The organism is Streptomyces violaceusniger Tu 4113, assembly GCF_000147815.2.
Taxonomy (GTDB): domain Bacteria; phylum Actinomycetota; class Actinomycetes; order Streptomycetales; family Streptomycetaceae; genus Streptomyces; species Streptomyces violaceusniger_A.
The window spans coordinates 8,993,571-9,015,727 of record NC_015957.1 but is presented as its reverse complement, the minus strand read 5'-3'; the positions used below and the strand labels follow the sequence as shown (position 1 = coordinate 9,015,727).

At 71.5% G+C, this 22,157-nt stretch carries 14 protein-coding genes; 8 read left to right on the top strand and 6 right to left on the bottom strand.

Annotation, left to right across the window (positions count from 1 at the left end; all coding sequences use genetic code 11):
* Window positions 1–41: 41 nt before the first annotated feature.
* From STRVI_RS37245 to STRVI_RS37230, 4 genes are all read left to right on the top strand, one after another.
* A complete protein-coding gene (locus STRVI_RS37245; RefSeq protein WP_014060727.1) occupies window positions 42–1,796 on the top strand; it encodes an alpha-L-fucosidase in 1,755 nt (584 codons plus the stop codon).
* 95 nt (window positions 1,797–1,891) lie between these two features.
* Window positions 1,892–2,134, top strand: coding sequence for a hypothetical protein (locus tag STRVI_RS37240; protein ID WP_014060726.1), 243 nt, complete (start codon window positions 1,892–1,894; stop codon window positions 2,132–2,134).
* A 398-nt stretch (window positions 2,135–2,532) separates the two neighbouring features.
* A complete protein-coding gene (locus tag STRVI_RS37235; protein WP_014060725.1) occupies window positions 2,533–3,507 on the top strand; it encodes an acyl-ACP desaturase in 975 nt (324 codons plus the stop codon).
* Between the two features lie 78 nt (window positions 3,508–3,585).
* Window positions 3,586–5,418 carry a tetratricopeptide repeat protein gene (locus STRVI_RS37230; RefSeq protein WP_251982817.1) on the top strand — a complete coding sequence of 611 codons (1,833 nt, stop codon included), beginning with the start codon at window positions 3,586–3,588 and terminating at the stop codon, window positions 5,416–5,418.
* A 277-nt stretch (window positions 5,419–5,695) separates the two neighbouring features.
* Here the strand turns inward: STRVI_RS37230 and pepN (STRVI_RS37225) are convergent, their stop codons facing one another.
* Together pepN (STRVI_RS37225) and STRVI_RS37220 are read right to left on the bottom strand one after the other, a co-directional pair.
* Window positions 5,696–8,266, bottom strand: a complete 2,571-nt coding sequence (gene pepN, locus STRVI_RS37225; protein ID WP_014060723.1) for an aminopeptidase N — start codon at window positions 8,264–8,266, stop codon at window positions 5,696–5,698.
* Between the two features lie 165 nt (window positions 8,267–8,431).
* The gene (locus tag STRVI_RS37220; protein ID WP_014060722.1) at window positions 8,432–9,457 is read right to left on the bottom strand and encodes an aspartate-semialdehyde dehydrogenase; all 1,026 of its coding nucleotides are present in this window, start codon (window positions 9,455–9,457) and stop codon (window positions 8,432–8,434) included.
* A 316-nt stretch (window positions 9,458–9,773) separates the two neighbouring features.
* On the opposite strand from STRVI_RS37220, the gene STRVI_RS37215 reads away from it, so the two are divergent.
* On the top strand, window positions 9,774–11,507 hold the full coding sequence (locus STRVI_RS37215; RefSeq protein ID WP_014060721.1) for a TIGR03767 family metallophosphoesterase: 1,734 nt from the start codon (window positions 9,774–9,776) through the stop codon (window positions 11,505–11,507).
* Window positions 11,508–11,588: 81 nt separating this feature from the next.
* On the opposite strand, the gene STRVI_RS37210 is transcribed toward STRVI_RS37215, so the two are convergent.
* Both STRVI_RS37210 and pepN (STRVI_RS37205) read right to left on the bottom strand, forming a co-directional pair.
* Window positions 11,589–12,614 (bottom strand): hypothetical protein, encoded by a 1,026-nt coding sequence (locus STRVI_RS37210; RefSeq protein WP_014060720.1) that lies wholly within the window; start codon window positions 12,612–12,614, stop codon window positions 11,589–11,591.
* An 896-nt stretch (window positions 12,615–13,510) separates the two neighbouring features.
* Complete coding sequence (pepN, locus tag STRVI_RS37205; protein WP_014060719.1) at window positions 13,511–16,156, bottom strand: aminopeptidase N; 2,646 nt, start codon at window positions 16,154–16,156, stop codon at window positions 13,511–13,513.
* Window positions 16,157–16,326: 170 nt separating this feature from the next.
* On the opposite strand from pepN (STRVI_RS37205), the gene STRVI_RS37200 reads away from it, so the two are divergent.
* Entirely contained in the window at window positions 16,327–16,962 is a 636-nt protein-coding gene (locus STRVI_RS37200) for a mycothiol-dependent nitroreductase Rv2466c family protein (protein ID WP_014060718.1), read from the top strand.
* Window positions 16,963–17,105: 143 nt separating this feature from the next.
* Here STRVI_RS37200 and STRVI_RS37195 read toward each other — a convergent pair whose 3' ends face one another.
* A complete protein-coding gene (locus STRVI_RS37195) occupies window positions 17,106–17,699 on the bottom strand; it encodes a biotin transporter BioY (RefSeq protein ID WP_014060717.1) in 594 nt (197 codons plus the stop codon).
* 252 nt (window positions 17,700–17,951) lie between these two features.
* Between STRVI_RS37195 and STRVI_RS37190 the strand changes: the two genes are divergently transcribed.
* A complete protein-coding gene (locus STRVI_RS37190; RefSeq protein ID WP_014060715.1) occupies window positions 17,952–19,373 on the top strand; it encodes an amino acid permease in 1,422 nt (473 codons plus the stop codon).
* A 163-nt stretch (window positions 19,374–19,536) separates the two neighbouring features.
* On the top strand, window positions 19,537–20,178 hold the full coding sequence (locus STRVI_RS37185; RefSeq protein WP_014060714.1) for a superoxide dismutase: 642 nt from the start codon (window positions 19,537–19,539) through the stop codon (window positions 20,176–20,178).
* Window positions 20,179–20,315: 137 nt separating this feature from the next.
* Here STRVI_RS37185 and STRVI_RS37180 read toward each other — a convergent pair whose 3' ends face one another.
* Window positions 20,316–21,980 (bottom strand): alpha-galactosidase, encoded by a 1,665-nt coding sequence (locus STRVI_RS37180; RefSeq protein WP_014060713.1) that lies wholly within the window; start codon window positions 21,978–21,980, stop codon window positions 20,316–20,318.
* Window positions 21,981–22,157: the final 177 nt, after the last annotated feature.

The window sequence follows — 22,157 nt, the reverse complement described above, 5'->3', positions numbered from 1 at the left end:
TAGAGATCCGATCAATGACGACCGGAGAGCTGGAGGGGACCATGGCCCGACCCCTGGGCGGAACGCCCGGCACCCACCGACCACGCGGACGACGGCGCGCGCTGCTCGCGCTCCGCGCCTTCGCCCTGGCCGCCCTCGCGGCCGCCGCCGTCCCTCCCGCCCCCGCACAGGCCGCTCCCGCGAAAGCCGCCCCCGCACAGGCCGCGGCCGGATGCCAGGGGCCCGTCACCCCCGCCCCGCAGCAGACCGTCGAGGACTGCGACACCCCCGCCCGCATCATCGACAAGGCCGCCCACACCGTCCCCACCCCCGGACAGCGGGCCTGGCAGAAGCGCGAGATCACCGCGTTCACCCACTTCGGCATGAACACCATGACCGGCCGCCAGTGGGGCTCCGGAGCCGAGGACGAGAAGCTCTTCGACCCGCCCGAGCTCGACATGGACCAGTGGATGCGGGCGTACAAGGCCGCCGGCGCCCAGCAGGTCATGCTCACCGCCAAGCACCATGACGGCTTCGTGCTCTACCCGAGCCGCTACACGGACCACGACGTCGAGGCCAGCCCCTGGTGGACGAACGGCCCCGGCGGCAGGAATCCCGACGGCGATGTGCTGGGCGCGTACGTCAAGGCCGCCCGTAAGGCCGGACTCAAGGTCGGCGTCTACCTCTCGCCCGCCGACGGGGCCGAGCTGCCGCACGCCTGGCACGCCCAGTGGGTCGAGAAGATCCGCGAGAAGCAGCAGAACGGCGAGGAGCTGTCGCTGCCCGAGCGCATGGCCCTGGAGGACGGCGACCGCGCACCCGCCGGCCAGGGCCGCTACGGCAACGGCAGCAAGCCCACCGAACGCACCATCCCCACCCTGGTCCCCGGCGACGACCGGGCGGACAAGGTCGCCTCGGGCGCGCTGCCCACCTTCCGCTTCACCGCCGACGACTACGACGCGTACTACCTCAACCAGATCTACGAGATCCTGACGCAGTACGGCCCCATCGACGAGTTCTGGCTGGACGGCGCCAACCCCTGGGGCGGTGCGGGCGTCACCCAGAACTACAACGTCAGGAACTGGTTCGAGCTGATCCGCGCGCTCTCCCCGGATGCCGTGGTCTTCCAGGGCGCGCAGGGCGTGCGCTGGGTGGGCAACGAGGACGGCATCGCCAGGGAGACCGAATGGTCGGTGACCCCGTCCGCGGTCGACCCGTGGACGGTCGTGGGCGGCGGGCTGCCCAATGACTCCACCGACGCCGACATCGGCTCGCGCGCGAAGCTGACCGCGCCGGGCGTGCGCCATCTGCAGTGGTACCCGGCCGAGGCGGATGTCTCGATCCGCCCCGGCTGGTTCCACGACCCGGCGGAGCGGCCCAAGACCCCCGGCCGGCTGATGTCGCTGTACGAGCGCAGCGTGGGCCGCAACGCCTCGCTACTGCTCAACGTCCCGCCCGCGAAGAACGGCCGGATCGACGACACCGACTTCGCCTCCCTTACGGCCTTCGGCACAGCCGTAAGGACGACATACGGCACCGGAGCGCGGCCGGCCACCGGCCATCCGGTGACCTTCGACCGGATACGGCTCGGCGAGGACATCCGCCGGGGACAGCGGGTGGAGGAGTTCACCGTGCAGGCACGGGTGGCGGGGACATGGCGGGACATCGCCGCCGGTACGACCATCGGGGCCCGGCGCATCCTTCCGCTGGCCGCGCCCGTCACCGCCGACGGGCTGCGGGTACGGGTCCTCGCCTCCCGCGCCGCGCCACAGCTTCTGCCGCCCACCGTCCACCTCGGCGCGGCGGGCCGCCGCTGAGCCGACTTCCGAGGCCGCGGTCATGGCCATCTCAACACGGTGGTGAAGGCCACCCCGGGCACGCGGCGCCGGGGGGCATCGGATAACTTGAGTCCGTGAGCAACAAGGTCAAAAAGAACGCCGTGCGCGCCGGTGCAGTCATCGCCGCGACGACGGCGATGCTGCTGATGTCGTCCCCCGCGTTCGCGCTCACCCGCGACGACGGTGACGACCCGGGTCCGGGCCTGAGCGTCGCCGAGACGCTGGGCCTCTATGTCGCCGCTCCGATCATTCTCTTCCTGGTGATCGCGGGTCTGGTGATGGCGGGAGACAGGAAGTCCCGTAAGCAGACCGACTGAGGCGATCGATCGACGAAGCGCGCACGCCGCTGCGGAGCGCCCCGGCCACCCGGATGCTGTTGGCCCAACAGCATCCACCCGGCCGGGGCGCTCTTGTCGTGTACGGGGCGGGCCGTCTCCGGCCACGGGTGGGGCGGATCATCTCCGGCCACGGGTGGGGCGGGCCGTCTCCGGCCGCGCGCCAGGGTGGCCCGTCTCCGGCCGCCGGTCGGTACCGTGTAGGCCATCCGCGCCGCGCCGCGTTCCGCCGCCCGGATCCCCAAGTGCGACCGTGTCACGCCGAGTTCACCGTGTGCCATCCACAATCCCCGGGCCGTTTATTTTCGCTTTAACCTACGGTGTCGTAACCTACGGGTCCGTAGGTAAAGCCCGTCGCCCCCGTCCCCTGGAGCGCCACCGTGACACTCGCCCCTACCCACCGCAATGGTCAGGCCGTATGGAGCGATACCCAGCTCCTGTACGCGCTTGAAGAGGTGGTCGAGACCGAGCTCAACCGGCATCTGGCGGTCGCCAAGGAGTGGATGCCGCACGAGTACGTCCCGTGGAGCGACGGCCGGAACTTCGACGGTGTCATGGGCGGTGAGGCATGGGCGCCCGACCAGTCCAAGGTCAGCGACGTCGGCCGGATCGCGCTCGTGGTCAACCTCCTCACCGAGGACAACCTCCCCAGCTACCACCACGAGATCGCGACCCTCTTCGGCCGGGACGGCGCCTGGGGCACCTGGGTGCACCGCTGGACGGCGGAGGAGGGGCGCCACGGCACCGTGATGCGTGACTACCTGCTGACCAGCCGCGCCGTCGACCCGGTGGAGCTGGAGCGGTTCCGCATGGCGCACATGTCCGAGGGCTTCGAGTCGGACAACCAGCACAGCATGCTGCACACCGTGGCGTATGTCGCCTTCCAGGAGCTGGCCACCCGCATTTCGCACCGCAACACCGGCCATAACTCCGGCGACCCGGTCTGCGACCGGATGCTGGCGCGCATCGCCACCGACGAGAACCTGCACATGATCTTCTACCGGAACCTGCTCGGGAAGGCCTTCGAGCTGGCCCCCGACCAGACCATGGGCGCCGTCCGCGATGTGGTGGTCGACTTCCGCATGCCGGGTCATGGGATGCCCGGCTTCGAGCGCGCCGCTGCCCAGATGGCCATTGGCGGTATATACAATCTGCGTATCCACCATGACGACGTCCTGCAGCCCGTGCTGCGCTTCCTGAAGGTCCTGGAGATCGGCGGGCTCGGCCCGGAGGGGCTCAAGGCGCAGGAGGAACTGGGGCTCTACATGGGTGGATTGGACGATCAGGCCACCAAGTTCGACGAGCGGCGCGAGGCGCTGCTGGCCCGTCGCAGGGCCCGTGCCGAACGTTCGTGATCACTCTGGCACCATCGGGTGATGGTCGAACATTCATCGCAAGGGACGTCCGGCACGGCTCACGGTGAAATGCCCGCCATGGCGGACCGGATGGCGGCGGATCAGCAGGCGGATTCAGGAGTGGATCAGGAGCCGGATCCGGCGGCCGAGGCGGCCCGGCTGAGGGCCGCCGCGGCCGCCGGGAAGCCGGATGCGTACCGGGCCTACGCCGAACTCCTCACCGGCGAGGGCCGCTTGGACGAGGCCCTGCCGTGGTGGGCCAGGGCCGCCGACGCCGGGGACGCGGACGCCTCGCGCACGCTTGCGATCTGTCACAAGGACCGCGGCGAGTTCGCCGAGGCCGAGCGGTGGTACCGCACGGCCGCCGATCGTGACGGCGGCTGTGCGTTCGGTCTGGCCCGGCTGCTGCACGAGGCCGGTGACACGGCCGGTGCCGAGACGTGGTACGAGCACGGGGCCGCGCTCGGCAGTGTCGAGTGCACGACCAACGGTGCCGTGTTGCTGGCCGCCCGCGGCGAATGGGACACCGCCCTGGAACGGCTGGCCGAGGCGTCCGCCCAGGGCGACGACATCGCCACCCGCACTCGCGGGGCCATCCAGAACATGCTGAGCGACCTGGACGGCTGGCGCGAGGCCCTCGCCCGGGCCGAGGCCGAGGGCGACCCCGAGGAGGCGTACGAGGCGCTGCGCGACCTGCTCGACCCGGACCGCAGGGCGATGTTCGCGCGCTACCCCCGGATGGTCGCGGAGGCCGAGGCGCTGTACGCCCGGGCGGCCGCGGTCGGCAGCGCCAAGGCACTGGTGGACCAGGCCCTCTTCATCGCCCGCGACGACAGCCGCTGGGACGAGGCCCGCGCCCTCGTCGAACACGCCCATGAGCGGGGCTACGACGGCGCGGCGTACGTCCTCGGCGTCTGGGCGGAGGAGAACGGCGAACTGCGCACCGCCGAGGAGTGGTACCGCACGGCCGACGAGGCGGACGGCGGCCACATATGGGCCTGCTTCAACCTCGGCGTGCTGTGCGTACGGCAGCGGCGGCTGGACGAGGCGGAGCGGTGGCTGCGGGCCACGGGGCTCGACGGTGCCGAGCGTTTCGAGGCTGTCGAGGGTGCCGGCGGTGTCGATGCGGAGGGCCGGGGGCCGTTCGACGAGGGCGAGGAGCGGATCGTCAGGGCGCTGGAGGACATCGCCGCGATCCGTGCCGACCCGGAGCGGATGCCGCCTGCCGAGTGGGAGGAACGCCTGCCCGGGCTGCGGGCCCGCGCCGAGGAGGGCGGCCCGGACGCCTGGTGCGGGTACGCCGACGCGCTCGACCGGCTGTACCGGCTCCCGGAGGCCGCCGAGTGGTACCGCAGGGCGGGCACCCCGCGCGCCCTGCTCGCCCTCGGCAGGATGCTGTACGAAGTGGGCGGCGCCACGGGGCTGCGGATGGTGCCGTACTACGAGCCCGCGGCGGCGGAGGGCGACGCCGCGGCGGCGTACGACATCGGCCGCATCCACGACGAGGCCGGGGATCGGCGCACCGCGCAGATCTGGTTCCGCCGGGCGGCTGATCTCGGGCACGGGCGGGCCGCGTGGTGGCTCGGCTGGACGTCGGAGGAGCGGGGCGGCGACCCGCAGCACGCCGAGTGCTGGTACGTCCGCGCCGCCCGCAGCGGTCTGGTGCCGCCCGCGTTTCTCGCGGGGCGCAGCATGGTTCGGCGCGGTGCCTACGGTGAGGCCGAGCCGCTGCTCAGGGTGGCGTGCGAGGGGGAGCACGAGGAGGCGCCGTACTGGCTCGCGCAAGCCTTGCGGGGGCTGGGACGGGTGGAGGAGTCGGAACGGTGGCTTCGGGTGGCCGCCGAGGCGTACCCGGACCTCCTGCGCCAATACGGCACCATGGCCGGCCTGGCCATGCCCGATCCCCGCTGACGCGTTTGTGGGCAATCGTCCCGCCAGGGGGCACCTCCCAGCGGTAGCTGGGGGAGGGACAGGTGGGCACAAACCGCCCACCGGCCCGCACTCAGGAACGAAACCCCGGCTGGCGACGGGCCGACCCGGTGCGGCGCAGCGGGACCCTGGCTAAGCCATCGCTGCCGGTGCCGCCCGGTGGCCGGGTTGTGGCCACTCGCCCCGCCCCGCGGGACGAGTGCCCACAACTGGGCGGCGCCGTGCGGGGCGCTGGGCCCCGCACGGCGCCGCAACCCGGTCAGTTCGCCTTCGCGTCCGCGGCCTGGGCTCGGAGGGCGCGTTCGATGCCCGCTCGGGACTCCGTCATCAGACGCCTCAGCGCCGCCGTGGGCTCGGCCGACGCGAGCCACGCGTCCGTGGCGTCCAGGGTCTCCTGGGAGACCTGCAGCGCCGGGTAGAGCCCCACGACGATCTGCTGCGCCATCTCATGGCTGCGGCTGTTCCAGATGTCCTTCGCCGCCGCGAAGTACTTCTCCGTGTACGGCGCCAGCAGCTCCCGCTGATCGGTCTGGACGAAGCCGCCGATCACCGCCTCCTGCACCGCGTTCGGCAGGGTGTCGCTCTCCACGACCGACGCCCACGCCTCCGCCTTGGCCTGCGGCGTCGGCCGCGCGGCCCGCGCCATCGCGGCGTAGCGCTCGCCCGCGGAGGTCTTGTCGCGCTCCAGCTCCGCCGCGATGGCCCCCTCGTCCGCCCGCCCCGTGGCGGTGAGCCGCTGCAGCAGCGCCCAGCGCAGCTCGGTGTCGATGGCCAGGCCCCCGATCGTCTCGGTGCCCTCGAGCAGCCCGGCGACCAGGTCGAGCTGCGCGTCCGTACGGGCGGTCGCGGTGAAGGCCCGCGCCCAGGCCAACTGGTGGTCGCTGCCCGGTGCCGCCGCCCGCAGATGGTCGAGCGTGGCCTCGGTCCACTTGGCCAGGCCCGTCTCGCGCCAGGCCGGGGCGGCGTACAGGTCCAGGGCCAGCTTGACCTGGCGGTGCAGCGACTGGACGACGCCGATGTCGGACTCCTTGGCGATGCCCGAGAGCACCAGCGCCAGGTAGTCGCGGGTGGCCAGTTCGCCGTCGCGGACCATGTCCCAGGCCGAGGCCCAGCACAGCGCGCGCGGCAGGGACTCCGCGAAGTCGCCGAGGTGCTCGGTGACGACGGCCAGCGAGTCCGGGTCCAGCCGCACCTTCGCGTAGGTGAGGTCGTCGTCGTTGAGCAGGATCACCGCGGAGCGCTTCGCGCCGATGAGCTGCTCCACCTGGGTCAGCTCACCGTCCACGTCCAGCTCGATGCGCTCGGAGCGGATCAGCTTGCCGGTCGTGTTGAGGTTGTAGAGCCCGATGGCGATGCGGTGCGGCCGCAGGGTTGGCTCGCCCTTGGCGCCCGGCGGCAGCGCCGGGGCCTCCTGCCGCACCGCGAAGGAGGTCACGGTGCCGCTCGCGTCCGTCTCGATCTCCGGCCGCAGCACATTGATGCCCGCCGTCTCCAGCCACTTCTTCGACCAGGTCTTCAGGTCGCGCCCGCTGGTCTCCTCCAGCGCGCCGAGCAGATCCGACAGCCGGGTGTTCTTGTAGGCGTGGCGCTTGAAGTACGCCTGGACGCCGCTGAAGAACTCGTTCATCCCGACGTACGAGACCAGTTGCTTGAGCACCGAGGCGCCCTTGGCGTACGTGATCCCGTCGAAGTTGACCAGGACGTCGTCCAGGTCGTTGATCTCGGCCATGATCGGGTGGGTGGACGGAAGCTGGTCCTGCCGGTAGGCCCACGTCTTCATGGAGTTGGCGAAGCTGGTCCAGGCGTGCGGCCACCTGCTGCCCGGCGCGTGGGCCTGGCAGGCGACCGAGGTGTAGGTGGCGAACGACTCGTTCAGCCACAGGTCGTTCCACCACTCCATGGTGACGAGATCGCCGAACCACATATGGGCCAGCTCGTGGAGGATGGTCTCGGCCCGGGTCTCGTACGCCGCGTCGGTGACCTTGGAGCGGAAGACGTACTGGTCGCGGATGGTCACCGCGCCCGCGTTCTCCATCGCGCCCGCGTTGAACTCCGGCACGAAGAGCTGGTCGTACTTGGCGAACGGGTACGCGTAGTCGAACTTCTCCTCGAACCACTCGAAGCCCTGCCGCGTCACCTCGAAGATCGCGTCCGAGTCGAGGTACTCCGCGAGCGAGGGGCGGCAGTAGATGCCCAGCGGCACCGAGCGGCCGTCCTTCTCGTACGAGCTGTGCACGCTGTGGTACGGGCCCGTGATCAGCGCGGTGACATACGTCGACAGGCGCGGGGTCGGCTCGAACCGCCAGACGTTGTCCTTCGGCTCCGGCGCGGGCGAGTTCGAGATCACCGCCCAGCCCTCGGGCGCCGTCACGGTGAACTGGAACGTGGCCTTCAGATCGGGCTGCTCGAAGCTCGCGTACACCCGGCGGGCGTCGGGCACCTCGAACTGGGTGTAGAGGTACGCCTGCTGGTCGACCGGGTCGACAAAGCGATGCAGCCCCTCACCGGTGTTGGTGTACGCGCAGTCCGCGACCACCCGCAGCTCGTTGCGCCCGGCCAGCAGCCCCGGCAGAGCGATCCGCGAGTCCTTGAAGACCGCGTTCGGGTCGAGCGCGTCGCCGTTGAGCACCACCTCGTGCACCGTGGGCGCCACCAGGTCGATGAACGACTCCGCGCCCGACTCGGCGGCGTCGAACCGCACCGTGGTCACGGAGCGGTAGGTACCGCCCTCCTGGGCGCCGCTCAGGTCCAGTTCGATCTCGTACGCGTCCACCGTGAGGAGGCGCGCCCGCTGCTGCGCTTCCTCCCTTGTGAGGTTGGTGCCAGGCACGTCGGCCAACTCCCGTTCGTCATGTGCGGTACGCCATGCGTCAGGCGGATGGCCATCCTCGCACGTCGGCCGGTCGGTGCCGGTAGGCCGAAGGGCGAGGTGAACGGGAGGAACACCGAGGGGGAGCGACCGGCCGGCCGCTCCCCCTCGGACGAGGCGTGGGCGTCAGCTCAGGTCGGCCGCCACCAGCTCGGCGATCTGCACCGCGTTCAGCGCGGCGCCCTTGCGCAGGTTGTCGTTGGAGAGGAACAGCGCGAGACCGTGCTCGACCGTCTCGTCCACCCGGATCCGGCCCACATAGCTGGGATCCTGGCCCGCGGCCTGGAGCGGGGTCGGGATCTCCGAGAGCGCCACGCCCGGGGCCGCGGCCAGCAGCTCGGAGGCGCGCTCCACGCTGATCGGACGCTCGAAGCGGGCGTTCACCTGGAGCGAGTGGCCGCTGAAGACCGGCACCCGGACACAGGTGCCGGACACCTTCAGCTCCGGGATCTCCAGGATCTTGCGGCTCTCGTTACGGAGCTTCTGCTCCTCGTCGGTCTCGAACCGGCCGTCGTCGACGATCTTCCCGGCCAGCGGGAGCACATTGAACGCGATCGGGCGGGCGTACACCTCGGGCTCGGGGAAGTCCACCGCCGCGCCGTCGTGGGTGAGCTCGGCCGCACGGTCGGCGGTCTTGCGGATCTGGCCGTCGAGCTCGGCGACGCCGGACAGCCCGGAGCCGGAGACGGCCTGGTAGGTGGTGGCCACCAGGGCGGTGAGCACGGCCTCGGCGTGCAGCGGGCGCAGCACGGGCATGGCGGCCATGGTGGTGCAGTTCGGGTTGGCGATGATGCCCTTGGGGCGGTCCACCGCGGCGTGCGGATTGACCTCGGCGACGACCAGGGGCACCTGGGGGTCCATCCGCCAGGCCGAGGAGTTGTCGATCACGACGGGGCCCTGTGCGGCGACCTTCTCGGCCAGCGCCCTGGAGGTGGCGCCGCCCGCGGAGAACAGGACGATGTCCAGACCGGAGTAGTCGGCCGTGGCGGCGTCCTCGACGGTGATCTCGGTACCGCGCCACGGGAGCGTACGGCCGGCCGAGCGGGCGGAGGCGAACAGCCGCAGCCGCTCGGCCGGGAAGTCACGCTCGGCGAGCACCCTGCGCATCACTCCGCCGACCTGGCCGGTCGCTCCGACGATTCCGATCCTCATATCAGCCCTTTTCCTTGGTTGTGCCTGTTCGAGGCGCCTACCCTCCTGGCAAGTGTCTCAGGCGGGTCCGTTACCGTCCCGTGATTTATCCCACGGCGGGGGGCGCTTCCCAGCGTGGATGAACGCCGAGTGAGGAAAAGAATTCCTGTTCACAAGGGCGCGATGACCGTTTGCTACCGCCAAGATCCACGTGTGGAGATCGGCGACCTGCGTTGCCGCCTCGTTCACCGCCAGGCCATTCCCGATGCCAACGATCCGAGGTGAGGGCAGCGTCGCTGTCCGCCCGTTTCCGCGTGTCCACTCGGGGAGATCGCGCATGTCCCGCATACGGTCCGCCGCAGCAGCCGTCGCCCACCTCGATCGGCGCACCTTCCTCGCCGCAACCGCCGCCACCGGTGCCCCGGCCGGTCTGGGGCTCGCCTTCGGGCCCGGCAGCGGTTCGGCCGACGCCACGCAGCCCGCCACCGCGCGTGCCGCGGGCCGCCGGGTGGTGCAGGCCCCGGCGGCGCCCTCGACGGCCGGTACGACGCTGGAGACGTTCTCCGCCGCGCAGGGCGCCACCGGCTACCGGCGGCTCGCCGCCGGCCCCGCCTGGACCCGTGAGGTCCGCAGCGAGATCACCGGCGCCAAGGGCGGCCGCGAGGACCGGCGCACCGCGCTCGCCTCGTTCGTCCAGCTCACGGATCTGCACCTGACCGACGTCCAGCACCCGATGCGCTACGAGTTCCTGCGCAGCGGGCGGGCCGGGGCGTGGCGGCCGCACGAGGCGCTGACCATCGCCGGGGTCGCCTCGCTCATCGAGCGGATCAACGGGCTGCGCGGCGGACCCGCGACCGGGGCGCCGCTGTCGTTCGTCATGACCACGGGCGACAACACCGACAACAACGCCAAGATCGAACTGGACTGGTTCCTGGCCGCGATGAACGGCGGCCGGATCACCCCCAACACCGGCGATCCGCGCCACTACGAGGGCGTCCAGAACAGCGGGCTCAAGGAGTTCTGGCACCCCGAGGATGCGTTGCGCGACGCCGACAAGAAGCTCGGCTTCCCGCGCATCGACGGCTTCCTCAAGGCCGCGCTGCGCACCGTCAACAGCCCCGGGCTGCGGCTGCCGTGGTACTCCACCATCGGCAACCACGACGATCTGGCGGGCGGTGTCTACTCCCTCGGCCACGACTTCTACGCCGACTTCGCCACCGGGAAGCGCAAGCTGGAGATCATCCCGGCCGATGACGCCGAGCGGCTCTTCAAGGGCACGCGCGTCGGGGGCGACCCCAAGGGCGTCCAGATGAAGGCGCTGCTGGACGCGCACGCCAAGGACATGCGCACGGTCACCCCCGACGAGCGCCGCGCGCCCTTCACCCAGGCCGAGTACCTGGCCGCGCACCTCGACCCGGCCGCCACCGGCCCCGGCCCGGTCGGCCACGGCTACACCAAGGCCAACCTCGAGCAGGGCACCCTCTACTACTCGTTCCGGGTCTCCGAGAACGTGATCGGCATCAGCCTGGACACCACCGACCCGGGCGGCCACTACACCGGGTCGCTCGGCACCGCCCAACTGCGCTGGCTGGAGCGGACCCTGAAGGCCCACAAGGACGACTACGTGATCGTCTTCAGCCACCACTACAGCCGCAGCCTGGACAACATGAACCACGACCCGGGCCGGCCGGGCGAGGCCCGCCACGGCGGGGACGAGGTCGTCGCCCTGTTCCAGCGCCACCCCAAGGTGCTGGCCTGGATCAACGGCCACAGCCACAAGAACGAGATCACCCCGCGCGGCACCTTCTGGGAGATCACCACCGCCTCGCATGTGGACTTCCCCCAGTTGGCCCGGGTGTTCGAGGTCGTGGACAACCACGACGGCACGATCTCCCTGTTCACCACGCTCATCGAGTCGGCCGCGCCGCACCGCACGGACTTCTCGGACCTGTCCCAGACCGGGCTCGCGGCGCTCTACCGCGAGCTGTCCTTCAACGCGCCCGGCGCCAGCCAGAAGCTGGCCGGTGACGCGACGGACCGCAACACCGAGCTGCTGCTGCGCAAGCCCTGACCCCTGACCCCTGAGCCCTGGTCCTGAGCCGCCCGTACCGGGTGACCCGATGCCCCGCCTCCGCGCCGGGGCATCGGAACGTCAGCGCGGCAGAACCACGACATAGGAGGCCGGGTCGCGGTCGGCCGCCGCGATCAGGGCGGTACGGACCACCGCGGCCTGTTCCTCCGGGGTCTCCCGGAGCTTCTTCGGGGTGACGCGCACGACCGTGATCCCGAGCCGCTCCAGGTGCTCGCGCTTGCGGCCGAAACCGCCGGGCCGGACCTCCTCGTCCTCGCGCGGCGCCCGGGTGTCGATCTCCACCGCCACCGCCTGCTCACGCCAGTAGGCGTCCACGCCGCCGAGGGCGGGCCCGCCGGGCAGCCGCAGCTCCACATTCCACAGGGGCTCCGGCAGGTGGTGGCCGCGGATCATGTCGTACAGCCGCCCCTCGGCGATCGCCCGGCCCTCGGCGAGCAGCGCGTCCACGGCGTCCACGACATGCGGCCGGGACAGCAGCCGGGCCGAGTTCAGCTCCGCGACGACGGCCGTGGCCTCGCAGTGGCCGTGACGCACGGACTCGGTGAGCAGTCTGCGGACCAGGACGGCGTCGGTGAGCCGGGCGACCGCGTCGGCGAGGGCGCGGGCCACCGGGGCGGTGGGCACCCCCGCGACGTACTGGGGGCCGGGCAGGGTGCCGGCCCGGACGAAGCGGACGAAGCCGGTGGCGCGCAGTCGCCGGGTGCGCGGCACCAGGACGTCGACCCGCTCGAGGGAGGCCAGCGGGGGAGCGGAGGAGAAGTGGTGCAGGGCGAGCGCGGCAAGCCCGGTGATCATCGCCTCGCCGTGCGGCTCGCCGCCGCCCGGCGCGGAGCCGTCGGCGCCCTGGCCGCGGCTCGCGGTGAACAGCAGCGCGGCCAGCAGCCGCTCCTCGCTGGTCGCCGGGCCGGGGTGGAGCAGATGGACGCCCGGCAGGATCTGCTGCCAGGGCCCGCCGGCCCGGCTGCGCTCCGCGGCGACGGACGCGGTCACACCGTGCTCGCGGAGCTGACGTGTCGTCAACACCCGGCGCTGGACGTCCGAGAGGTGGTGGAGGGGGCGGGGGGACAGCGGCGTGTTGTGGCTCATGCCCCCGCCATTCCCGCCCCCGCCGCACCCGCTAACCCCTGTTACAGAGTCGTCGACAAAAACGGACAACCCCGCACTAAAGTACGGCAGTTCGAATGCCGAATAGGCTCCCCGTCCCGGTACCCGACCGCGCCTTGCCACCCCGACCGCGTCCCGCCGTCCCGGCCGTGCGGCCCGGCTGCGGGGCCCGGCTTGCTGGGCCCGGCTGCGAGGTCCGGCCGCAGGGTCCGGCCGCACGGCCCGGGCCGCGGGGTTCCGCTCTGCGGTGCCCGGGCTTGCGGGGTCCGGCCGCACGGCCGAGCCGTGAGGTCGCAGGGCCGGGTCGCGAGGTCCGGCTACGGGGTCCGGCTTGCGGGGCCCTGCTGCGGGGGCCCGGCCACGTGGTGCGCGGTCTGGCCACGCGGCGCGGCTACGGTGCCCGCCGCGAGGCCCCGCAGCGGTGCCCGGCTTGCTGGGCCCGGCTGCGAGGTCCGGCCGCAGGGTCCGGCCGCACGGCCCGGGCCGCGGGGTTCCGCTCTGCGGTGCCCGGGCTTGCGGGGTCCGGCCGCACGGCCGAGCCGCGAGGTCGCAGGGCCGGGTCGCGAGGTCCGGCTACGGGGTCCGGCTTGCGAGGCCTTGCTGCGGGGGTCCGGCTACGTGGTGCGAGGTCCGGCCGCGGTGCCCGGCCGCACGGCCCGGGGCCGCGAGGTCGCAGGGCCGGGTCGCGAGGCCCTGCTGCGGGGTCCGGCCACGTGGTGCGAGGTCTGGCCACGCGGCGCGGCTACGGTGCCCGGCTTGCCGGGACCTTGCGGCCGCGCGGCCGCAAGGTCCCGCCGCAGTGCCCGCCGCAGTGCCCGCGGGGCGTCCCCGGCGACCGCCGGGGACGCCCCGCGGGCGTCCGGCGATCGGCGTATGCCTTAGGCGGCTGCCCTCTCGTCGCACTGCTGCCCGCGCAGGGCGCGGGCGAGGTCGTCGCGTGCCTCCAGGACCAGTCGGCGCAGCGCGGGCGCCGCGTCCGGGTGGCCGTTCAGCCAGGTGTCGGCCGCCTCCAGGGCGTGGGTGTCGCCCTGGGCGGACGGGAACAGCCCGCGCACGATCGCCATCCCGATCTCGATCGACCGCTCCTGCCAGATCCGCTCGATCACCTCGAAGTAGCGCGGTGCGTACGGCGCCAGCAGATCCCGCTGGCCCGGCTGGTCGAAACCGGAGATGGTGGCCTCCACCAGGGCGTTGGAGAGGCGGTCGGACTCCACCACCGCGTCCCATGCCTCGGCCTTGACCGCGGCGGAGGGCCGGGCGGCCAGACACCGCACCTGGTGGCGCTTGCCGGAGGCGGTGTCGTCGCGCGCCAGCTCGGCGGTGATCATCGCCTCGTCGGCCTGGCCGCTCGCGGCCAGCGCGGCCAGGAACGTCCAGCGCAGCTCCTGGTCCACATCCAGCCCGTCGATCCGGGCCGTGCCGTCCAGCAGCCCGCTCAGCATCCGCAGCTCGGACTCGGCGACGGCGACCTGCGCGAAGAACCGCGCCCAGGCGAGCTGATGCCCGCTGCCCGGCTCGGCCAGCCGCAGCTCGCTCAGCGCGACCTCGGCGAGCTGGGCGCCGGCCGCCTCGCGCGCGTCCGGCGCCGAGTAGTGGTGCAGGGCGGACAGCGCCCACGCCTGGACCATCTGCAGCACGCCGATGTCGCTCTCGGCCCCGGCGAACCGCCGCACCAGCTCCAGATAGTCGCGGGCGGGCAGCAGTGCGTCACGGGTGAGGTTCCACAGCGCGGACCAGCTCAGCGCGCGGGCGAGGGGGTCGGTCAGCTCGCCCAGGTGCTGGCGCAGGGTGTCCAGCGACCCCTCGTCGAAGCGGATCTTGCAGTAGGTGAGGTCGTCGTCGTTGACCAGGATCAGATCGGGCCGGGCGGCGCCGGTCAGCTCGGGGATGACCGTACGGGGGCCGTCGACGTCCACCTCGGCGCGGGCGTAGCGCACCAGCGCCCCGGGGCGCTCACCGGCCGGGGCCTCCTTGCGGTACAGCCCCACCGCCACCCGGTGCGGCCGCAGCGTGCCACGCGGCAGAGCCGCATCATCGGAACCAGCGCCCTCGGCGGCCTCCTGCGCCACCGCCAGCTCGGTGATGTGCCCCTCGGCGTCATAGGTGGCCTGCGGGGTGAGCGCGTTGACCCCCGCGGTCTCCAGCCAGGCGCGCGACCAGGTGGCCATGTCCCGCCCCGAGGTCTCGCCGAGCACCGACAGCAGATCGGACAGCCGGGTGTTGCCGTACGCGTGCCGCTTGAAGTAGCGCCGCGCGCCCTCCAGGAAGGCGTCCTGCCCGACGTAGGCCACGAGCTGCTTGAGCACGGACGCGCCCTTGGCGTAGGTGATCCCGTCGAAGTTGAGCTTGGCGTCCTCCAGGTCACGGATGTCGGCCGTGACCGGGTGGGTGGACGGCAGTTGGTCGGCGCGGTAGGCCCAGGCCTTGCGGCGGTTGGCGAAGGTGATCCAGCCGTCGGTGAAGCGGGTCGCCCCGACCAGGGCGAAGGCCCCCATGAAGTCGGCGAACGACTCCTTGAGCCACAGGTCGTCCCACCACTCCATGGTCACCAGGTCGCCGAACCACATATGCGCCATCTCGTGCAGGATGACGTTGGCCCGGCTCTCGTACGACGCCTGGGTGACCTTGCCGCGGAAGACGAAATCCTCCCGGAAGGTCACACAGCCCGGGTTCTCCATCGCGCCGAGGTTGTACTCCGGCACGAACGCCTGGTCGTACTTGCCGAACGGGTACGGATAGTCGAAGTGGTCGTGGAAGAAGTCCAGACCCTGCTTGGTGACCGTGAAGATGTCGCCCGCGTCGAAGTGCTTGGCCAGCCCCTTGCGGCACAGCGCGCCCAGCGGGATCTCCAGCTCGGAGCCGTCCGGCAGCGTGCGGCGGTAGAGGTCGCTCTCGTGGTGGTACGGACCGGCGAGCACGGCCGTGATGTACGTCGAGATGGGCCGGGTCGGGACGAAGTGGCTGGTCGCGGCGCCATCGCCGGCACCGGACGGCTCGACCCGGTCCACCGTCCCGTTGCTCAGCACCGTCCAGCCCTCGGGGGCGGTCACCGAGAAGGTGAACGGGCCCTTGAGGTCCGGCTGTTCGAAGTTGGCGAAGACCCGGCGGGCGTCGGCCGGCTCGTACTGGGTGTAGAGGTAGACCTCGCCGTCCTCCGGGTCCACGAAGCGGTGCAGGCCCTCGCCGGTCCGGCTGTAGGCGCACTGCGCGTCCACCACCAGCTCGTTCTCGGCGGCGAGCCCGTCCAGCGCGATCCGGGAGCCGTCGAAGACCGCCGCCGGGTCCAGCTCCCGGCCGTTGAGCCGCACCGAGGTCACCGAGGGCGCCAGCAGATCGGCGAAGGTCGCCGCGCCCGGCTCGGCGCAGCGGAAGCGGATCGTGGTCGTGGAGCGGAAGGTGCGCGGCCCGGACCCGGTGTGCTCGCCGACCGCGGACCGCAGATCGAGCGCCACCTCGTAATGCTCGACGGCCAGCAGCTTCGCCCGCGCACGGGCCTCGTCACGGGTCAGGTTCTCACCGGGCACGACGCGGCTCCCTCGGCAATGTCTCGCATCTCGGATATCGACAGCGGAAATCATGTCACGGTGCACCGACAGCCGGTATTGGGGAATGGGCTCCCCTCCCGCCCGCGTTGGGTGAGGTAGCCAGCTCTCTATTCATTTGCGATGACGACGCACCCGCTCAAGGAGAAACCGTGACCGAGACTGCCAAGACTCCTGCTGATTTCTGGTTCGATCCGCTGTGTCCCTGGGCCTGGATGACCTCGCGCTGGATGCTCGAGGTGGAGAAGGTGCGCCCGGTCGAGGTGCGTTGGCACGTCATGAGCCTCGCCGTGCTCAACGAGCCCAAGCTGGACGAGCTGCCCGAGGAGTACCGCGAGCTGCTGAAGACCGCCTGGGGCCCGGTCCGGGTCTGCATCGCCGCCGAGCAGAAGCACGGCAGTGAGGTCCTCGGCCGGCTCTACACCGCCCTCGGCACCCGCTTCCACAACCAGGGCCTGGAGAAGAACCGCGAGACGATCGTGGCCGCCCTCGAGGAGGCCGGTCTCCCCGCCGACCTCGCCGACTACGCCGACTCCGACGCGTACGACACCGAGCTGCGCGCCTCCCACAAGGAGGGCATCGAGCTGGTCGGCCAGGACGTGGGCACCCCCGTCATCGCCGTCCCGGGCTCGAACGGTGAGCAGGTCGCCTTCTTCGGCCCGGTGGTCACCCCCGCCCCCAAGGGCGAGGACGCCGCCAAGCTGTGGGACGGCACGCTGCTGGTCGCCTCGATCCCCGGCTTCTACGAGATCAAGCGGACCCGTACGGTCGGCCCGATCTTCGACTGACCCCCCTGCGCCGCCGCCACGGCAGGGCCCCCGCGCGCTTCGACCGCGCGGGGGCCCTTTTCGCTTCCCGGCCGCCCATGCGTGAGCTCACGCATGGGCGGCCGAGTGGCCATGCCCGGGCGCTGGGCCCGGGGGCAGGGGGCTCAGCCCCGGCGGCCCACCAGCTTCCAGGCGGCCGGCAGCGCGCCCATCGCCAGCGCGGCCTTCAGCGCGTCCCCGATCAGGAACGGGGTGAGCCCGGCCGCGACCGCCTCGCCGAGGGAGGTGTGGGTGGCCAGCGCGAGATACGGGACGCCCACGGCGTAGGTGACCGCCGAGCCGACCGCCATGGTGCCCGCGGTGCGCAGCACCCCGCGGTCGCCGCCGCGCCGGGCCAGCGCGCCCACCACGGTCGCCGCCAGCAGCATGCCCAGTACATAGCCGAACGACGGCATGGCGGCGCCGGAGCTGCCCTCGGCGAACCACGGCACGCCCGCCATGCCGACCAGGGTGTACAGCGCCAGCGACAGGAAGCCGCGCCGGGCGCCCAGCGAGGTGCCCACCAGCAGGGCGGCGAACGTCTGCCCGGTCACCGGCACCGGCGAGCCGGGGACGGGCACCGAGAGCTGCGCGGCGAGACCGGTGAGCACGGCGCCCCCGATGACCAGCGCGGTGTCCCGGGCCAGGACGCGCCGGGCGGGAAAGACCGCGTCCGCGAGGACCGTACCGGGTGTGGCGGCGGCAGAAACCGTGCTCATCAGCGATGCTCCCAGGTCAGAGGGTGGATACCGCGACGCTAACCCAAGCGCGGGCCTCGGACACCGTCGGATGACCACAAAGCCGGACGCATCGGCTTGGCGGCTTCTGGCAGAGATACCCGATACGGAGCGTGACGCAGGTGTCCGATATCCAGAAAAGATTGGTCGTGATGTTGTCCTCATAGGACGCGCCCTTCACACTAGGGACGTTTTGCATCCGCCCGCCCGCCTCGTAAGGGACAGAGAAGAAGAATGAACCGGACATCCGCGTCCTCCGGGCCATCCGGCACCGCCGAGGCGACCGGAGCGGGCGCGACCGCCACGCCACCGCTCTCCCACGGCCTCAAGCAGCGCCATCTGTCGATGATCGCCCTCGGGGGCGTGATCGGCGCGGGGCTGTTCGTCGGCTCCGGCGCCGGAATCGCCGCCGCCGGTCCGTCGATCGTGGTGGCCTACGCGGTCTCCGGGCTGCTGGTGATGCTCGTGATGCGGATGCTCGGCGAGATGTCGGCGGCCAACCCGGCCTCCGGCTCGTTCTCCGTGCACGCCGAGCGGGCGATCGGCCCCTGGGCGGGGTTCACGGTCGGCTGGATGTTCTGGATCCTGCTGTGCGTGGGCATCGCCGCCGAGGCGATCGGCGCGGCCGGGATCATGGTCCAGTGGTTCCCGGGCACCGACTCCTGGATGTGGGTCGCCCTCTTCATGGCGATGTTCTGCGGCACGAACCTCGCGGCGGTCAGCAACTTCGGCGAGTTCGAGTTCTGGTTCGCCGCGCTGAAGATCGCCGCGATCACGATCTTCCTCGTGCTCGGCGTACTCGCGATCCTCGGCGTCCTGCCGGGCACCGACGCCCCCGGCGGCTCCCATCTCACCGGTGACGGCGGCTTCCTCCCCAACGGGGTGAACGGTCTGGTCGTCGGCCTGCTGGCCTCCGTCTTCGCCTACGGCGGACTGGAGACGGTGACGATCGCGGCGGCCGAGTCCGAGAACCCGGTCAAGAGCGTCGCGGGCGCGGTGCGCACCGCGATGTGGCGCATCGCCCTCTTCTACGTCGGCTCGATGGTGGTCGTGGTCACGCTCATCCCGTGGAACGACAAGGCGCTGGTCGCCGAGGGACCCTACGTGGCCGTGCTCAACCACCTCGACATCCCCGCGGCCGGCGACATCATGAACGTGATCGTGCTGATCGCGCTGCTCTCCGCGATGAACGCCAACATCTACGGCGCCTCCCGCATGTCCTACTCCCTGGTCACCCGCGGCGAGGGCCCCGCCTTCCTGGGCCGCGTCACCGGCGGCGTCCCCCGCCTCACCGTGCTCGCCTCCTCCTTCTTCGGCTTCGTCGCGGTGCTGCTCAGCTACTGGTGGCCGGAGACCATCTTCAAGTGGCTGCTCAACATGGTCGGCGCCGCGGTGCTGGTGGTCTGGGGCTTCATCGCCGCCGCCCAACTGCGCATGCGCAGCCGCCTGCAGCGCGAGGCCCCGGAAAAGCTCGTGGTGAAGATGTGGCTCTTCCCGTACCTGACCTGGGTGGCCCTGGCCGCCACGGTCGGAGTGCTGGTGCTGATGCTGCGCGAGAGCGACACCCGCAGCCAGCTCTACGCCACGGCCGTGATGGCGATCGCCCTCGCGATCATCGGATACGTACGCCAGCGGACGGCGGCGGCGCGGAGCTGATCCCCCATCCATCCCGCGCAAGGAGGCGGGGCGGTTCCTCAGTTGGAGGACCCGCCCCGCCTCCGTCTTTGGGCCCGGGCCTCCGATTCCGGTTGGCGGAACCTTCTTGCTGCTAGCGTGTACTTGCAAGTTAATTGCAATAACGCGGTCCGAAGGGCTTCGCATGGCCATCTACACACTTCCTGAACTTCCGTACGACTACTCGGAGCTGGCCCCGGTCATCAGCCCCGAGATCATCGAGCTGCACCACGACAAGCACCACGCCGCGTACGTCAAGGGCGCGAACGACACGATGGAGCAGCTCGCGGAGGCGCGGGACAAGGATCAGTGGGGCTCGATCAACGGGCTCGAGAAGAACTTGGCCTTCCATCTGTCCGGCCACATCCTGCACAGCATCTACTGGCACAACATGACCGGCGACGGCGGCGGCGAGCCGCTGGAGAGGGACGGGGTCGGAGAGCTGGCCGACGCCATCGCCGAGCACTTCGGATCCTTCGCGGGCTTCAAGGCCCAGCTTTCCAAGGCCGCCGCCACCACCCAGGGCTCGGGCTGGGGCGTGCTGGCGTACGAGCCGGTCAGCGGGCGGCTGGTGGTCGAGCAGGTCTACGACCACCAGGGGAACGTGGGGCAGGGCTCGGTGCCGATCCTGGTCTTCGACGCCTGGGAGCACGCCTTCTATCTGCAGTACAGGAACCAGAAGGTGGACTTCATCGAGGCCATGTGGAAGGTCGTCAACTGGCAGGATGTGGCGCGCCGTTACACGGCCGCCAAGGAGCGCGCCCACAACCTGCTGCTGGCCCCGTAACCCGGAGCGCCCGCCAGACCACCTGCTTGCGTGATCGTCTTCTCACCGAACACCGGGCAGGCGGAAAAGGGGCCCCCGCGCGGTCGACTCGCGCGGGGGCCCTGCCGTGGGTGGGAGTGGTGTCCTCGGGCGAGAGTTCAGCGCTGGTTCCGACCGGTGATCCGGACGCCGTCGGTGCCGGGGAGATCCTGGACGGTGATGGTGTCCGGGCCGCCGCTCAAGGTGACCGTATTGGCGCCCTTGGCCAGCGAGAGCAGGACGGAGACGGTGCGGCGGGCGGTGGCGGAGCCGGTGGGCGGCAGGGCGAGCGTGGTGGCGTACTGGCCGTCCACGCGGAGGGTGGCGGTGCCCGGGGTGGTGCCGCCGTTGGCGTAGGTGAGGTCGGCCAGTTTCAGCCCCGCCGTCTTGGCGGTGACGGTGAGGGAGCCGGTGCCCTGGTAGGTGGTGCCGGGGGCTTCCGTGCCCGAGACGGTCAGCAGCATGGCCTCACCGGCCGGGACGGTGGCGGTGTAGCCGCCGCTGTGGGTGCCCACCGGGGCGTGCTTCCAGACGTCGCGGACGGAGGCGGCGGCGCCGGTCAGCCCGAGGTCGGTCCAGCGGGCGGTGACGGGCTTGGCGGCGGAGGTGCGGTTGAGCAGCAGCACGGCGCGCTTCCCCGTGCCGGACAGCACCTTGGCGTACACCTGCAGCCCTGCGGCGTCCTCGGCGACCTTCACGCCCTGGAGCCCGCGCGGGTCCTGGTCGACGGCGATGACCTCGGGGTTGGTGAGGTTGGCGGCGGTCTCCCGGGTCATGGTGGTGAGGTCGTTCCCGGCGAGCAGCGGGGCGCCGGAGATCGCCCACAGGCTCATATGGGTGCGGTCGAGCGTGGCGTTGGAACCCTTCATGCCGACCGTGAGCATGTCCGGGTCGTTGTAGTAGCCGGTGTGCTGGGCGGTGGGGTGCAGGCCCTGGTCGAAGTTGGACAGCATCGCGGTGGCCGAGGGCGTCTGCCCCCAGTAGATGATGTCGGTGCTGGTACGCCACAGATCGCCGACGCCCGGGGCCCAGTTCCACGGCCGGCCCGAACCCCATTCGCACAGCGACAGCACGAGACGGCGGCCGGTGACGGCGGTAGCCGCCTTGTTCGCCTGGCTGAGGGACCGGTAGGTGGCCTCCTGGTCGAGCCCCTCGTCCTGGCCTCCGCACCAGTCGACCTTGACGTAGTCGAAGCCCCACTCCTGGAAGGCCCGCAGATCCTGCTCGTAGTGGCCTTCGCTGCCGCTGCCCGGGGCGGGCGGGGTGCCCGGCGGGGTGGGGTAGAAGTAGCCGCAGCCGTTCTTACCGGCGTCGGTGTAGATCCCGGCCTTGAGCCCCTTGCTGTGGATGTAGTCGGCGATGGCCTTCATCCCGCCGGGCCACTGCTGGGAGTCGACGGTGATGTTGCCCTTGCGGTCGCGGGTGCCCCACCACCAGCCTTCGTCGATGTTGACGTACTCGTACCCGGCCTGGGCCATGCCGGAGGACACCAGGGCGTCCACCTGGGCCTTGATCGTGCCGTAGTCGATCTGGCTGGCCAGGCTGTTCCACGAGGCCCAGCCCATGGGCGCGGCGGGTACGTCGATCTGCGGGGCGGGGGCCGAAGCGGCCGGGGGTGCCGCGTACGCCACGGAGCCCGGCCCGGTGAAGCCCACCCCCGTGGCGGTCAGCAGAACGGACAGCAGAACGGCCGGCAGCGCCCCGGTCAGGCGCCTGGGCCGTGATCGGGGCCGTGGCGGGGCGGGGCGGAATAAGCGGAGCGGGCCGCGGAGGACAAGGCGCATGAGGAAACCACTCCCATTCGATATGTCGAACCATGTTCGCGATATGGGTCGTAGCTGATCTGCGAAGGATTCTGTGGACTCGGCCGGTCGGTGACAAGAGGTGTGCGTGGGGAAACTGTCCCCCGACGCCACGGGGCCCCGCGCGGAACGCTCGCGCGGGGCCCCGGTGGTCCGTTG

Coding starts and splice junctions, on each gene's coding strand:
- STRVI_RS37245 (WP_014060727.1), top strand. CDS start 42: ATGGCCCGACCCCTGGGCGGAACGCCCGGCACCCACCGACCACGCGGA.
- STRVI_RS37230 (WP_251982817.1), top strand. CDS start 3,586: ATGGCGGACCGGATGGCGGCGGATCAGCAGGCGGATTCAGGAGTGGAT.
- STRVI_RS37220 (WP_014060722.1), bottom strand. CDS start 9,457: ATGAGGATCGGAATCGTCGGAGCGACCGGCCAGGTCGGCGGAGTGATG.
- STRVI_RS37215 (WP_014060721.1), top strand. CDS start 9,774: ATGTCCCGCATACGGTCCGCCGCAGCAGCCGTCGCCCACCTCGATCGG.
- STRVI_RS37210 (WP_014060720.1), bottom strand. CDS start 12,614: ATGAGCCACAACACGCCGCTGTCCCCCCGCCCCCTCCACCACCTCTCG.
- STRVI_RS37195 (WP_014060717.1), bottom strand. CDS start 17,699: ATGAGCACGGTTTCTGCCGCCGCCACACCCGGTACGGTCCTCGCGGAC.
- STRVI_RS37190 (WP_014060715.1), top strand. CDS start 17,952: ATGAACCGGACATCCGCGTCCTCCGGGCCATCCGGCACCGCCGAGGCG.
- STRVI_RS37185 (WP_014060714.1), top strand. CDS start 19,537: ATGGCCATCTACACACTTCCTGAACTTCCGTACGACTACTCGGAGCTG.
- STRVI_RS37180 (WP_014060713.1), bottom strand. CDS start 21,980: ATGCGCCTTGTCCTCCGCGGCCCGCTCCGCTTATTCCGCCCCGCCCCG.